Raw genomic sequence first — 14261 nt, forward strand, 5'->3', positions numbered from 1 at the left:
GAACTTGCTCCAAAGGTATGAAACAAATTGTAATTGGCAACAGATAAAGCCTTCGTTTTTATTTATGAGTCTGGAAATATTCATACACTTTCTTACCCATAAAACCTGCTACTTGGGTAAGCTCCTCTAAAGTAGCTTCTCTTATGCGTTTTACCGATTTAAAATGTTGCAAGAGTGTTTCTTTAGTCTTTTCTCCTATACCCTCTACACCATCAAGCTCCGATACAATAGCCGATTTACTCCGCTTCTGCCGGTGGAAGGTAATCCCAAAACGGTGAGCTTCATCACGTAACTGCTGTATCACTCGCAAGGTTTCCGAACGCTTGTCTAAATACAATGGAATACTATCCTCAGGGAAATATATTTCTTCCAAACGCTTCGCAATACCTATAATAGCTATCTTTCCGCGCAGTTCTAATTGCTCTAAGGCTTTTAATGCCGAAGACAATTGTCCCTTCCCGCCGTCTATTACAATCAGTTGAGGCAGAGGCTGCTCCTCGTCCAATAATCTTCGATAACGTCTATACACGGCTTCTTCCATCGAGGCAAAATCGTTAGGCCCTTCTACGGTTTTCACGTTAAAATGGCGATAATCTTTCTTGCTCGGCTTCGCATTCTTAAATACTACACACGCCGATACGGGATTCGTACCCTGAATATTCGAGTTGTCAAAACACTCAATATGTACCGGTGGGACAGAGAGGTGCAAGTCGCGTTGCATCTGGGTGAGAATACGGTTCGTATGGCGTTCGGGGTCTACTATTTTCTCCTGTTTGAATCTATCTTGACGGAAGTGTTTGGCATTGCGCATCGATAGGTCTAAGAGTTGTTTTTTCTCACCTGCCTTAGGAATAGTCGCTTGTAATCCTTCTGAAAGAGTAACCTCAAAAGGCACAATAATCTCTTTGGAATTAGAGAAGAAACGTTCACGAATATCAATAATAGCGTATTCCAAGAGCTCTCTATCGGTTTCTTCCAATTTCTTTTTAATCTCCAAAGTATGAGCTCTCACAATCGCTCCGTAGGCTACTTGTAGGAAATTTACATAACCGTACTCTTCGTCCGAAACGATAGAAAATACATCTACATTGCTAATTTTACTACTTACGATGGTCGATTTTGCCTGATAGTTCTCTAAACTCTGTATCTTTTGCTTGATGAGATGTGCTTCTTCAAACCGCATTTCCGAAGCCAGTGCCATCATCTCCTCCTTAAACTGATGTAATGCATCTTTGAAATTCCCTTTGAGGATTTCTACAATCTGCTGAATATTCTGGTTGTAATCTGCTTCGTTTTGGTATCCTTCACAAGGCCCTTTACAATTTTTCAGATGATATTCCAAGCACACTTTAAACTTGTGGTTAGCGATGTTTTGCGGAGATAAATCGTAATTACAATTGCGCAGAGCGAAGAGCTCTTTTATCAAATCTAAAAGTGTGTGTACGGTTTTCATACTGGTATAAGGGCCAAAGTACAACGAACCGTCTTTCACTACCCTACGCGTAGAGAATACGCGTGGAAATCGTTCTTTCTTCACACATATCCAAGGATAGCTCTTGTCGTCTTTTAGGAGAATGTTATAGCGCGGTTGGTATTTCTTGATAAGGTTGTTTTCGAGTAGTAATGCATCACTCTCGGTAGCTACGACTATGTGTTCTATACGCACAATTTTCCTCACCAAAATACGTGTTTTGGCATTGTCGTGTTCCTTTTGAAAATAAGAAGAAACGCGCTTTTTCAAATTGACGGCTTTCCCTACATAAATAAGCGTGTCAGTAGCATCGTAAAACTGATAGACACCAGGATTATTAGGTAAGGTTTGCAATTGAATTTCGATAGAAGGAAACATAAACAATTAGTAATTAATAACTGATAATTAATAATTAAAAAGAGGTTGTCCTTACGGGCAACCTCTTTTTATGTGTAACAAAAGAGTTAGAGAAACAACTATTTTACTAAGTTGATTTCAACACGACGGTTGAGCTCTCTACCTTTCTTAGTTTTGTTAGAAGCGATTGGTTTATCAGGACCAAAACCTTTAGCAGTAAGACGAGCAGGGTTTATACCTTTATCAATTAAGTAAGCTTTAACAGCGTAAGCTCTATCTTCTGATAATTTTTGGTTCTTAGCTCTCTTACCACTGATATCAGTGTAACCCTCAATAGAGAATTTAGCGTTCTTGTATTGGTTCAATACGTCAACGATTTGGTTCAATACAGTAGCTGATTCAGGACGGATAGTAGCTTTGTTCACATCAAACAAGATAGTTTTTGCAAAATCGTTCAATTTCTTTTGAACTTCTTGAGTTACTTCAGGGCAACCGTTGTTTGAAGCAGGACCAGGTACATCTACGCATTCGTCGTCTTTGTCAAGTACACCGTCACCATCGGTATCAGGCCAAGGGCAACCGTTGTTTTCTTTAGGACCAGCTACGTCTTTACATTGGTCTACGTTATCTGGCACACCATCACCATCAGTATCAGGGCAACCGTTAAATTCAGCTGGACCAGCTTCATCAGGACAAGCATCATCTTTATCAGCGATACCATCATTGTCTCTGTCTGGGCAACCTTTCAATTCTGGTTTACCAGCTTCATCAGGACAAGCGTCGTCTTTATCAGCTACACCGTCATTATCGCGGTCTGGGCAACCTTTCAATTCTGGTTTACCTGGTTCATCTGGACAAAGGTCATCTTTGTCAGCTACACCATCTTTATCGCGGTCTTTTTTACCAAATTTAATGGTAATACCGGCAGCGTGTTGGAAGTAATCCTCTTTTGAATCAGATTGGAAAGTAGGGTGGTAAGCTGTCTGCAAGTTAATACCGATGTTTTCGGTAAACCAAAAGTTTACACCACCACCACCTAAGGCGCGGAATTTACCTTCGTTGTCAATAGCGGCATAACCACCACCTACTTGTAAGAATGGGTCAAACCATTTTACTTTCTCTTTGTTCCAAAGAGATTTAAAGTGGTATTGCAATGCTAAGTCTGCAGACCAGAAAGAAAAATCTACTTTTTCTCCGTCTTTAACATAACCGAATCCTTTTTCGATTTTGTTTAAAGAACCTGATAATTCAGCAGAAAAACCAGCTCCGATATATCTACCTACTGAAAGACGAGAAACTGCTGGAAGGATATTGATATCGCTTGGACCTCCCCAGTCTTTCATTAAGTCCCCGAATGCATCAGGGGTACGAATATCAACGGAGTTCACTCCAAATCCTATTTGCCAAGGACTGTCTTCATCTTGTGCTTGAACTGCCACTGAAAAAGCAGCAGCTAAAGCAAATAAAGTTACTTTGATTTTCTTCATACTTAAAAAATGAATTTTGATTACTATTTTAATTTTGGTGCAAATATAAGTATTATTTTAATACAAAATCATTTTAGAGATATTTTTTTATTAATTTTAACATTTCTTATTCTTTTTAATCTCTCCAAAATAGAGGTTTTTTAACCTTTATATATTTGCTTATTTTCTTCGTATATACTTTAAAATGAAGTACTTATTTATTTGTTATAGCCATTTTACCAAAGCGAAATCTTGGCGGTGTGGCAATAAATTATTTTTAGGGAAAATTCTTATTGCTAAGTGTAAAGCACCTGGATATTCTGAGGCAATTTCCAATTGATAGGTGGCTTTGTTGCCTTCTTGAGCCACTACCGTAAACTCACTTGTCGAGAGTACTTTAAACTTATCGTCTTTATGTTGGGCTACTACCAATTCTACTCCTACGTCTTCAGGACGTAATTCTCCTAATTCTAAGGTAATTTCACCTTTGTATATCTTGCCAATAGAAATGAGTTGCTCGTTGCGATTAGGCACTTTAAAGCTCACTACCTTTATGTTATCCCATTCTTGAGTTACTTTGCGTTTCCAGTTCGAAAGTTCAATAGCGATTGCAAAGTGATTGTCTTTAATCTTGGTTACGCGCTCAGTCATTGGGTAATAGTATTGCTTTTCGTAATCAGTGAGCATACGAGTAGTGGTAAAGTTTACCGCCACTTTGGCAATCGTATTCTTAATGAGTGCACACCAGCGTGATGAGATGCCATCTTTATTCTTATCATAGAATATAGGAGCTATCTCGTCTTCAATAATGTTGTAAATCGTCTCTGCATCCATTTCGTCTTGATACTGCTGGTTTTCGTAGGAGCGTTCCATAGGGAGAGCCCAACCGGCATCTTCCCGATAACCTTCTACCCACCAACCATCAAGTACGCTGAAGTGCATTACTCCGTTCATCGCAGCTTTTTCACCACTGGTTCCTGAGGCTTCTAGCGGACGTGTAGGGGTATTCATCCATACATCTACCCCTTGTACCATATGGCGCGCGAGCTCCATATCGTAGTTAGGAACGAATAATATCTTGCCTAAGAACTGTGGTAATTTCGAGATTTCCACAATATTCTTAATCAAATCCTGTCCTGCTTTGTCGGCAGGGTGGGCTTTACCGGCAAAGATGAACTGTACAGGACGCTCAGGATTGTTCACTATTTTATCCAAACGCTCTATATTGGTAAAGAGCAAATGAGCGCGTTTGTAGGTTGCAAAACGACGCGCAAAACCAATGGTGAGGATATCTTCGCGTAAGTTCTCTTTGATTTCCACTAACTGACGTGGAGAGAAATAAGGGGTGTTCTTCTCTAAACGTAGCTTTTGTTCTACACGGCGCAAGAGCTTAGAACGAAGAGCCGTTTTGATTTCCCACACGCGTTGGTCAGATACCTTATAGATGCCCTCAAAGCTCTTAGGGTCGTAGTGGTGTGTTTTGTAGTCTTTGCCAAACACCTCGTTTTCTACTTCTTTCCACAAGCCAGCTGTCCACGTAGGTTGGTGTACCCCATTGGTTACATAGCTAATGTGAAGTTCTTCGGGCATATAACCTGGCCACAAGTCTTTGAGGATTTCTTTACTTACCTCGCCGTGTAGCCAGCTCACACCGTTTACTTCTTGCGAAAGGTTCGCTGCGAGGTTACTCATCGAGAATTTCTCGTGTGGGTTTTGCAAGTTTATTTTACCCAAAGCGAGTATTTGTTCCCAATTCACGTGCAATATGTCGGCGTAATTTCCTAAATAAGCGCGTAATAAGCCTTCTTCAAAAGCGTCGTGACCTGCGGGTACTGGGGTGTGAGTAGTAAAGAGTGACGAAGCGCGCACCACTTCCATCGCTTCCGAGAAAGTAAGGTTCTCGTTTTGTATATACTCGCTGAGGCGTTCCAACCCTATAAAGGCAGCGTGCCCTTCGTTGCAGTGGTAAATATCACTGTCGATACCTAGCTTGCGCAACATCTTAATACCTCCTAAACCTAATAACATTTCTTGTTTAAGACGGTTTTCCCAGTCACCTCCATACAAGTGATGGGTGATAGAACGGTCGTCTTCGCGGTTGTTCTCAAAGTCGGTGTCGAGAAGATAAAGCTCTATACGACCTACGTCCACACGCCATACACGTGCATATAGGGTTCTGCCTGGTAAATCTATTGATATAATCAACCATTTTCCACTCTCATCTGTTACAGGTGTTACCGGTATCTTCGAGAAATCTTGTGCCTCGTAGTCGGCTTCTTGGTTACCTGCTGAAGATAGTTTTTGAGTGAAATAACCATAGCGGTATAACAAACCTACCCCAGTAATTTTGGTTGCCTTGTCGCTGGCTTCTTTTAGGTAATCGCCCGCCAAGATACCCAAACCTCCTGAATAAATCTTCAAGGAAGAATGCAAGCCGTATTCCATACTAAAATAAGAGATAGACGGACTTACCATCTCCGATTTCTTAGCCATATAGGCTTGGAAATCACCATATACTTTCGAAAGATTGCGCATAAATACCGCATCTTGCTCCAATTCTTTATAACGAGTAAGTGAGATGCTGTCCAGCAAGGCAATAGGGTTTTTACGCACTTCTATCCATTGGGCTTTATCTATGTATTTAAAAACTTCGTAAGCCTCGTCATTCCAGCACCACCAAAGGTTTTTAGCGAGTTCTTCGAGCGGTTGTAAGGCTTCGGGAATTGCACGGTGGATAATCACACTGCGCCAGTTAGGCGTGTTCACCACCTTCGATTTCTCTAAATATGCCACTCCATCAGTTTCTACCGGAGGCAGACTCTCCACTCTGTCCTCTATATTTTCAAGAGTGAGTTCATAACACTTTATGTAGTATTGTACTAAGTTCTTCCACAGAGCGATTTCTGATACTTTACCTGCTGTTTCGCGAAGCTCTTGGAAGTCTTGTTCTTTCCTGTCTAATAAATTCTGAATATTCTTAGCAATCGCGCCTACTACCTCACCGTAGTTGCTATCGGTGCGCGGTACTACTTCTATCGCTTTTTGTTTTTCGGAGTAATAATCGTTCACCCACTTGCCAAAACCTGCCAAAGTAGTGGTAATGGTAGGCACTTTAAAAGCCAAACTTTCAAGCGGTGTATAACCCCAAGGCTCGTAGTACGATGGGAAAGCGGTGCCGTCTAACCCGATGAGCAAGTCGTAATAAGAAAGGTTGAACACCCCGTCGTTGCCATTGAGATAACTTGGACAGAAAATCACTTTTACCTTATCTTCCTTCCTATTGAAGAGCTGTTGCTCATAAATACGAGTCATTATCACATCGTGATACACATCAGGGAGAATATGGGTAAGGTGCTTTTGTTCGTTTTCGGTAGTTTGCTGAGAGTTGTGCAAATTGTTTAGCAATCCTTGGTTAGGCGCATCGTGAGCTGTAGGAATTAAGATGTAAGCCAAAAGCTCTTTCTTGTTATTAGAATTCCTATTCAGTGCTCCCAAGGCATCAATAAAGGCATCGATACCCTTGTTGCGGAACTCATATCTACCGCTGATAGCTACAATTTTGGTATCCTTGCTAATAGGTTGGGTTACCAAAGCCTGTGCTACGCTGATAAGACGCTGTTTAGCTTCTGTCCGCTTCTTATCAAAATCTTTTTCAGCTGGTACTATGGCGTCGTTGAAGCCATTAGGCGTGATGATATCAGTTTTTCTACTGAGGAAGTGCAACGCTTCTTGGGCAGTAATTTCGCTTACCGTAGTGAAGCAATCGGCTACTTTGGTAGTTTCTTTTTCGAGGAAGTGTTTGTGTTGTACCCCAAACCGATAGGCCATTTCTTCGGGTTTGTAGTTCTTCATATCGTTGTAGAGCGGATAACCATTGCCGGCAATCGCACGACCTACTACGGTAGCGTGAGTAGTGAATACCGAACCTATTTTAGGCATTTCTTCTTCCAAATAGAGTAGCGCACTACCGGTCATCCATTCGTGGAAATGGCAAATCACGTTTTCGCGTGAAGCAGTGTTGAACTTCACAAAGCTCTCAATCACCTTCCCTACTGCATAACCAAAAAGCACCGACTCTACGTAATCCCACGGACTATTGTAAGAATCGAGCTTGTAGTTATCCCAATAATAACGCAAAATCTCGTTTTTGGCACTTACATAATGAGAAAAATCTACCAGAATTACTATGGGGCTGCCTTCTATATTCCAATTCCCCACACGCACGCGCAAGCCCTCAGAAGTAGCTTTAGCACGCCACGATTTGAAGAGTTCGGGGTTTTCTACAAATTCTTTATTTTCGTTGTGTTGCCAAATATCGGGACCAATCAGAATGTATTTCCTTCTGAATTGTTTCGCAATACTCGGAGCTTTCGTGGTAATCACCGTGTGAATACCTCCTACTTTGTTACATACTTCCCAACTGGTTTCAAACACATAGTCGGGATTAATTTTCTTTGTACTAGTCATTATATTTAGTGTTTAGTCGTTAGTTGTCAATTTTTAGATGTTTTATGTATCATTAGTTTCATACAATACCATTTCTCAATCGCTTTCCCCTCATTTCAGTTCCCCCTTATAATATTATCTTCTTCATCTGTTATTTGTCATTCGTCAATCGTCACTCGTCATTTCTTCCTTTTTTCGTCATACTCCCCCTAGTGCCTATGGCCTAAGGCCTAACACCTATTTCTCTTTCTTTCGCCTCGAAACCCCGTTTTTAACATTTTTAGCACTGTTGTATTGTGTTATGAGTCAATCACTTATATACCCTTTCTATACCAATCGTCCAAGATTCGTATAAGCTTCCTATAAGCTCCCTATAAGCTAAGTACACCCTTCCAATACCCTTTTTTCATCAAAAATCCCTTCAATCTCCTTCCGAACTTTTTCGATATCCTTTGAATTGTCCAAAAGGCTACTTTTTATACCAAACAAAAAAAGTACCTTTACAAGCAACGTTGCAAAGGTACAAAGTTTTTTTTGATTATAATACTATTTTCAGGAAAATAAATTTTAGCTAAGAGATATAAAACAAATCTTTTAATCTCCAAAACGTATCCCTATAGAAAAAGGATACTCGTTTACAGGATTGTTGCGGAAAAGAGGAGCAAGGCTATATCGAGCGTAAAGCACACAACTTTTATATCCTAAATGCGCTGAAAGTCCATATACCCAAGGACTGATATTTAAGTCCTCTCTTATAACATTTTTATGAATAGAACCATCGTCATATCTTATTTTCTGACTGTTGCCTATAGATACCCCTACATAACCCCCAAAACCTACTCTGAAACTGTCGTGAATAGGGTAAATGGTCACTCCGTTCTTAGTTTTAGGAGGTGTAAAATCGAATTCGAAGTCCACAGGTACGATGAGGTAATTGGTGCGCAATTTCGATTTGTTAAGTTTATTAGCGGTATACTCCACCGATTTTGTTACGCCGTTTTCTCTTACAAAGTACTCGCTCTCTTTGAATTTGAGTCCGTCGTGCATCCAGGCAATTCCATAGTTGATATGCAACAAATTGTTCGTTTTAAGCAAGCGAAACCCTGATGTAAAGCCCAATTCAAACGATTTAGAACCTAAGGGTTTAAAACGATTATCACCAAAGCCATTACTACTGTTTAAGTTGTGAAAACCTATGGCTGTATAAAGATTTATATCGTGAGAAGCGCGATCGGTATTTGGTTTTTCGTATTCTTTACTTCGGAAAATCTTTTCTAATTCTTGCATTGCACGCAAATAGTCCTTGGGTTTATTCACACTAAGAGTATCAAGAGTATTTACAGTAGCCTTTGAATCTACTTGCTCGCGTATAAGTTTTGCCAAATGCTCAGCCTCGGCAGCGGTTTTTTCTTTGATATTCTTCTCGGTAGTGGCTGTGAGGTCTTCTTTTATCTGTAAGCCCAGTTCTTCGGTGATTTTCTTATCTTTAAGCAATTCATTAACGGCTGAAAGTTTTTTCTTGAGCGTTTCTTTTTCTGAAGAAACTATAGAATCAATTGTGGCTTTTGATTTTTTGATAGCCTCTTCGGAATTATTTTGTGCGGTGATGACGCTTGTCGCCAACAAGCAAGTCATCCATAATAGATGTAATGTTTTCATTTTTTGATACTTGTTTTTAACTTTTATTATTTAATACGACACGTGTTCCTATTTCTTTGAGTAGCTTTTCAGCTAAGAGTTTTACTTTGTCCTTCAGTTGTTCTTTCTCAATAGTATTGAAGGTTTTATCTTGCTGATATTTTTCAGTAACATACTGGTTGAGTTCTGCTTGAGTAGTAGCTACAAGTGCTAAATATTCGGGGGATAGGTGCTGCAAATCGGCAGCCATTTGGTTTTCCATCTGCTTGGTGATTTGGTTTTGTATAGCATTGGCGGTATACTGAGTGAAAAGAGTATCTACTGCATTGATATCAATAAGGGTAATCACCTCTTCTGAGGAAGTGAGATATGAGTCATACTGGCTATTTTTGAGAATTGAAGGGTATGAACTGCACTGGCTGTCTTTAAGAGTTGTAGGCACTGTAGAGTGCGGGCTGGTTGTGGGAACTGATGACTTTATAACAATGAGTTTTTTTGAGACTTGAAGGTCATTATTGATTTCAGTGTGTTGTTGCCACAAATATCCTATTGCAAGGCATAACAGCACCGCAGCTGCAGCAGTGTAATACCACAGTTTTCCGCTCTTTTGCTCAGTTGGCAAGGTTTCACTCTCGGCTAATTGGGCTTCTAATTGTTCCCACAAAGCAGATGAAGGGTTGATTTTTCTATACCTAAACAGGCGTTGTATATTGTCTTTCCACATTTTTAAGCTCTTTTTTTATAAGTTGTTACGTGTTGTTGCAAAAGTTTTTTGGCATACGCCAATTGTGATTTAGAAGTACCTTCGCTGATAGAAAGTTCTTCGGCGATTTGCTTGTGTGAATAGTCCTCAAACACATAGAGGTTGAAAACGGTACGGCACGCGGTAGGCAATTGGTCTACAAAGGATTGTATTTTGGATTCGCTAAAAGTTTCATTCTCTAAGTAGACATCATCTATTGTGTCGTAAGTATCACTCCAATCGGTGAAGGATAGCTTTTGGGCTTTGCTTTTGAGAAAATCTATACATTCATTTACAGTAATCCTGCGTATCCAAGCATAGAAGTGCTCTTGTTCTTCATATTTAGAGAGACTGGTAAATATCTTGAAAAAGGCTTTCAGTAAGGCATCTTCGGCGAATTGCAAATCACTAATGTACAGTCTGCACACACTCAGCAAAGCAGGAGCGTACTGGTCGTACAACTGCTTTTGCGCTAAGCGGTCGTTGCGCTGAGCTTTCTCGATGAGACGATGGTCGATTTGCATTTTTCTTTAAATGATGAATGATTTATTCTTTTTAAGGTTCAAATTAAGTACGATGTAGAAAAACAGGAGATTGTTCAACTTCATCGGTTACGGCAGTTTGATTGTACAGCCCTTTCCTATGTTGTTTTTTTTAAACCATCCTTGAGGCACTTCAAGAGCATAACGCACAGGTTCCGATGAGTCCACACTTTGATGGCTAAACGGTGTCATATCGCGTGTTTCGCGAATTTCGCCATTCGAGTTAATGAACGCAATAGAAAGGGGAGTAGGCGTATCTTTCATCCAAAAGCTTAACTTTTCGTCTCTTTTAAAGATAAAAAGCATACCCGTTCCTTCGGGAATATTCTCACGCCCCATATAACCTTTTGACATCTCTCGTATGGAGCGAGCAAGCTCAACTCTTATGGGAATGGTCTTGCCGTCAAGATTTGTAATGGTCAAGTCCCTCTCTTCAAACTCAAGCGTGAGAGCTGAACAAGCGCTAAAAACAAGGTAGCACAATAGGATAACTCCCATTAACAATAGTTTAGCAGATGTAAATATTTTCTTTTTCATAAGTCCTACAAAATTAAAAGTTCAGAAAATAAATATATGAATTTTGATATCTCAATTATCCTTTTTGCCCTTATAAACGAAGAAAAAATAAAAAGGTTGGAAAATAATTAGAAAATTTACCACTTAGCAAATTATTTAACTTTGGCAAAGTTTAGTACAAATCACATTCAAAAGAATTTTGAGCCAGAAGAGCTGATACTGAAAGAATAGCAATAAGTAATAAAAGCTGTTTCATAGAAATGTCTTAATTTGTTCATTAACAATCGGTAAATTGAGGGCAAAGATAGAGAGAAATCAGTAAATTGACAAATTAGAAATTTTAAATACGAGTTGTACAGGCAGTTTGATTAGCAAATTATTTGTACTTTTGTAGCCTTAAATCATTAGCTCATCGGTAAATTTAAAATGCTTACACTCATTCGTTTTATAAAGAATTGGACACTGCCTATTTCTATGGGCATAGGCGCTTTGGTATATCTCATATTTTACTACGTGCCTGCATTGGATACTCTCTCACAAAAACTTGCTCCTACGTTCGACACTATACTGCCTCTGTTTATGTTCCTGATACTGTACGTTACTTTCTGCAAGGTAAACTTTAAGAAGTTGTTGCCTGTACGATGGCACTTTTGGGCAAGTCTCTTCCAAATCGTTTTGGTAGCAGCGATTGTAGGGGTGATTCTTTATTTTCGGATTGGTGGAAAGGAGTTGATACTCTTGGAGAGCATTCTTGCTTGTGTGATAGCCCCTTGTGCCGCAGCCGCAGCCGTAGTAACCTTAAAACTTGGGGGCAATTTGGAACAGATGACCACCTACACTTTCCTCTCTAATCTGCTTTGCGCCCTACTGATTCCGATTTGTTTTCCGCTGATAGAACCTGCATCGGAGTTTACTTTTTGGACTGCTTTCTCACTCATAATGCAGAAAGTGTGTTTGGTGTTGGTTGTGCCTATGCTCTTAGCTCTACTTACCAAGAGTGTACCACAACTTCACCGCTTTCACCAATGGCTGATACACATTCCTGACCTCTCCTTCTATCTTTGGGGTTGTTCACTGATGATTGTTACCGGTACGACTCTTAAAAATATCTTCCACGCACAATCGGGGATAGGTTTTTTATTGCTCATTGCTTTTTTGGGGCTACTATTATGCCTAATGCAATACGCTATTGGGCGGTATATAGGTCGGTTTTTTGAAGCTTCGATTGAGGCAGGACAAGCCTTAGGACAAAAGAATACGGCTTTTGCCATTTGGATAGCTACTACTTACCTACACCCTCTTTCCACCGTAGGTCCTGGCTGCTATATTTTGTGGCAGAACATTATTAACTCAATAGAAATTTGGGAAAGAGGAAAGTATAAGGCTTAACCCTTTGAAATAAGGTTAAGTAAACGTCTTATAAAAATGAAATTTCGTATATTTACTTATTGAAACCATACAGAGAACTTTATTGCTATCTACACCGAAGCTATACCGAACCCACAGTGGGTCTACAGTGGGTCTACAGTGGCTCTACAGTGGCTCTACAGTGGCTCTACACCGAACGATAGGCAGTCTTAAACCGGAGAGCAGATGGGCATATTTGCATTTAAAGGCCTCACCCCCGTTCCCCCTCTCCCAAGGAGAGGGGGCAATCCATAAAAGCGACTTTTTTAATAAAAAACATCTTATATTTCTTACTATTATAGACATTATTCTCAGGATATATAGACCGTTGTTTTAAAAGCGAACGCCAGTGGAGAGCAGATGGGCACATTTGCTAATTCAGTAAATGTTTTATAATTTTGCAGTACTAATTAACAAAAGAACAAATTAACTAATAGACCTATGGCAAAAATAAAAGACAACTTAGCAATGCAAGGCATCTCGGGGAAACTCGGCAACCAAGTAGTATACCGCAGAGTAGGCGATAAGATTATTGTTGTTGCAAAACCCCGCCGAAAGCCTACTACTCACCCTACTCTCATCTCGCAAAATAACCGATTTAGGCTTGCTAGCACCTATGCCAAAAACGCTTTGCAAGACCCTGTTCTGAAAGACTTATATACAGCAGAAGCTAAACGACGTGGTGTTATCAACGCTTATAATATGGCAGTGTCCGACTATCTCAAAGCTCCTGAAATTAGGCACATCAACGCCGAAGCCTATACAGGTACCCAAAAAGGAGAGTTTATAGCCATTGAAGTAAGTGATAATTTTAAGGTTGTTCAGGTGAAAGTGACGATATCGCACGGTGAGAGAACCGTTGAAGAAGGCAATGCTGTACTTACCGCTGACATTTGGCAATACGCTACTACTGCCCTGAACCCTGCTCTTTCAGGTAGTAAGATAGTAGTTACAGCCCTTGATAGACCCAATAATAGAGTTACCAAAGAGAAATTTTTAGGTAAAAGGTAAGGATTGGAAATTAGCAAATTAGGGAATTAGAGAATTAGGGAATTAGCAAATGAGCTCAAAAAGTATTATCAATACCAATCAAGGGTTATTATTTTTTTAACTCTTGCTTCATATTTAAATAAAGAATTTATGTTTCAGAAGTATGTAAAACTCTTTTTGCGCATAGCAGTTAGCCTTACGATGCTTTCGGCTGTTGCTGACCGTTTTGGATTATGGGGCGAAGGAGCTGTATGGGGCAATATGGACGCTTTCTTGGCGTATACCCAGCAGTTATTACCCTTTGTGCCTGCCACGCTTGCCAACATAGCGGGTTGGATAGCCACCGTGCTCGAAATCGTCTTTTCTATTTGTTTGCTTGTAGGCTTTAAAACCCAGTTGGTAGCAAAGCTTACCGCTTGTCTTATCGCGTGTTTTGGTCTGTCGATGACAATAAGTTTGGGTATCAAGTCTACTTTCGACTATTCGGTATGGAATGCTGTAGCCGCCGCTTTGGCGATTGCTATTATTGATAATGGCAAATCGTAGGTCGTAGTACGACAAGCGTAAATAAAACTCCCCGTGGGACGAGCTGGAGAGGCAGTAATTATGGAGAGTTTATTAGCTAACTTGTTAATTAACTAATATTATCTTTGCAGTAGCACAACAGTAAATAGCTTCATCTTCCA

Annotated in this window: 10 protein-coding genes; 3 read left to right on the top strand and 7 right to left on the bottom strand. The window is 40.0% G+C overall.

The genetic code is table 11. The features are described from left to right. Positions 1–58: 58 nt before the first annotated feature. The 7 genes from uvrC to HW279_RS05910 all read right to left on the bottom strand — a co-directional run bounded on the left by uvrC (position 59) and on the right by HW279_RS05910 (position 11199). Positions 59–1849 (bottom strand): excinuclease ABC subunit UvrC, encoded by a 1791-nt coding sequence (uvrC, locus tag HW279_RS05880; protein ID WP_178958303.1) that lies wholly within the window; start codon positions 1847–1849, stop codon positions 59–61. 98 nt (positions 1850–1947) lie between these two features. Further along, a complete protein-coding gene (locus tag HW279_RS05885; protein ID WP_178958304.1) occupies positions 1948–3315 on the bottom strand; it encodes an OmpA family protein in 1368 nt (455 codons plus the stop codon). Positions 3316–3519: 204 nt separating this feature from the next. Further along, a complete protein-coding gene (glgP, locus tag HW279_RS05890) occupies positions 3520–7761 on the bottom strand; it encodes an alpha-glucan family phosphorylase (RefSeq protein WP_178958305.1) in 4242 nt (1413 codons plus the stop codon). A gap of 573 nt (positions 7762–8334) precedes the next feature. Then, positions 8335–9399 (bottom strand): TonB-dependent receptor, encoded by a 1065-nt coding sequence (locus tag HW279_RS05895; RefSeq protein ID WP_178958306.1) that lies wholly within the window; start codon positions 9397–9399, stop codon positions 8335–8337. A gap of 16 nt (positions 9400–9415) precedes the next feature. Further along, on the bottom strand, positions 9416–10102 hold the full coding sequence (locus tag HW279_RS05900; protein ID WP_178958307.1) for an anti-sigma factor: 687 nt from the start codon (positions 10100–10102) through the stop codon (positions 9416–9418). Between the two features lie 2 nt (positions 10103–10104). After that, on the bottom strand, positions 10105–10644 hold the full coding sequence (locus tag HW279_RS05905) for an RNA polymerase sigma factor (RefSeq protein WP_178958308.1): 540 nt from the start codon (positions 10642–10644) through the stop codon (positions 10105–10107). Positions 10645–10731: 87 nt separating this feature from the next. Next, positions 10732–11199, bottom strand: a complete 468-nt coding sequence (locus HW279_RS05910; protein WP_009420227.1) for a DUF192 domain-containing protein — start codon at positions 11197–11199, stop codon at positions 10732–10734. A gap of 405 nt (positions 11200–11604) precedes the next feature. Between HW279_RS05910 and HW279_RS05915 the strand changes: the two genes are divergently transcribed. From HW279_RS05915 to HW279_RS05925, 3 genes are all read left to right on the top strand, one after another. Then, positions 11605–12567, top strand: coding sequence for a transporter (locus tag HW279_RS05915; protein WP_178958309.1), 963 nt, complete (start codon positions 11605–11607; stop codon positions 12565–12567). A 459-nt stretch (positions 12568–13026) separates the two neighbouring features. Continuing rightward, positions 13027–13596: a hypothetical protein gene (locus tag HW279_RS05920; protein WP_178958310.1), complete on the top strand. Its 570-nt coding sequence runs from the start codon at positions 13027–13029 to the stop codon at positions 13594–13596. A gap of 129 nt (positions 13597–13725) precedes the next feature. Beyond that, positions 13726–14121: a DoxX family membrane protein gene (locus HW279_RS05925; RefSeq protein WP_178958311.1), complete on the top strand. Its 396-nt coding sequence runs from the start codon at positions 13726–13728 to the stop codon at positions 14119–14121. The last annotated feature ends 140 nt before the right edge of the window (positions 14122–14261 follow it).

The sequence above is a fragment of the Capnocytophaga sp. oral taxon 903 genome (assembly GCF_013394785.1).
Taxonomy (GTDB): domain Bacteria; phylum Bacteroidota; class Bacteroidia; order Flavobacteriales; family Flavobacteriaceae; genus Capnocytophaga; species Capnocytophaga ochracea.

What these genes read in the sequence shown, in the direction of transcription:
- uvrC (WP_178958303.1), bottom strand. Translation starts at nt 1,849, where the DNA reads ATGTTTCCTTCTATCGAAATTCAATTGCAAACCTTACCTAATAATCCT.
- HW279_RS05885 (WP_178958304.1), bottom strand. Translation starts at nt 3,315, where the DNA reads ATGAAGAAAATCAAAGTAACTTTATTTGCTTTAGCTGCTGCTTTTTCA.
- glgP (WP_178958305.1), bottom strand. Translation starts at nt 7,761, where the DNA reads ATGACTAGTACAAAGAAAATTAATCCCGACTATGTGTTTGAAACCAGT.
- HW279_RS05895 (WP_178958306.1), bottom strand. Translation starts at nt 9,399, where the DNA reads ATGAAAACATTACATCTATTATGGATGACTTGCTTGTTGGCGACAAGC.
- HW279_RS05900 (WP_178958307.1), bottom strand. Translation starts at nt 10,102, where the DNA reads ATGTGGAAAGACAATATACAACGCCTGTTTAGGTATAGAAAAATCAAC.
- HW279_RS05905 (WP_178958308.1), bottom strand. Translation starts at nt 10,644, where the DNA reads ATGCAAATCGACCATCGTCTCATCGAGAAAGCTCAGCGCAACGACCGC.
- HW279_RS05910 (WP_009420227.1), bottom strand. Translation starts at nt 11,199, where the DNA reads ATGAAAAAGAAAATATTTACATCTGCTAAACTATTGTTAATGGGAGTT.
- HW279_RS05915 (WP_178958309.1), top strand. Translation starts at nt 11,605, where the DNA reads ATGCTTACACTCATTCGTTTTATAAAGAATTGGACACTGCCTATTTCT.
- HW279_RS05920 (WP_178958310.1), top strand. Translation starts at nt 13,027, where the DNA reads ATGGCAAAAATAAAAGACAACTTAGCAATGCAAGGCATCTCGGGGAAA.
- HW279_RS05925 (WP_178958311.1), top strand. Translation starts at nt 13,726, where the DNA reads ATGTTTCAGAAGTATGTAAAACTCTTTTTGCGCATAGCAGTTAGCCTT.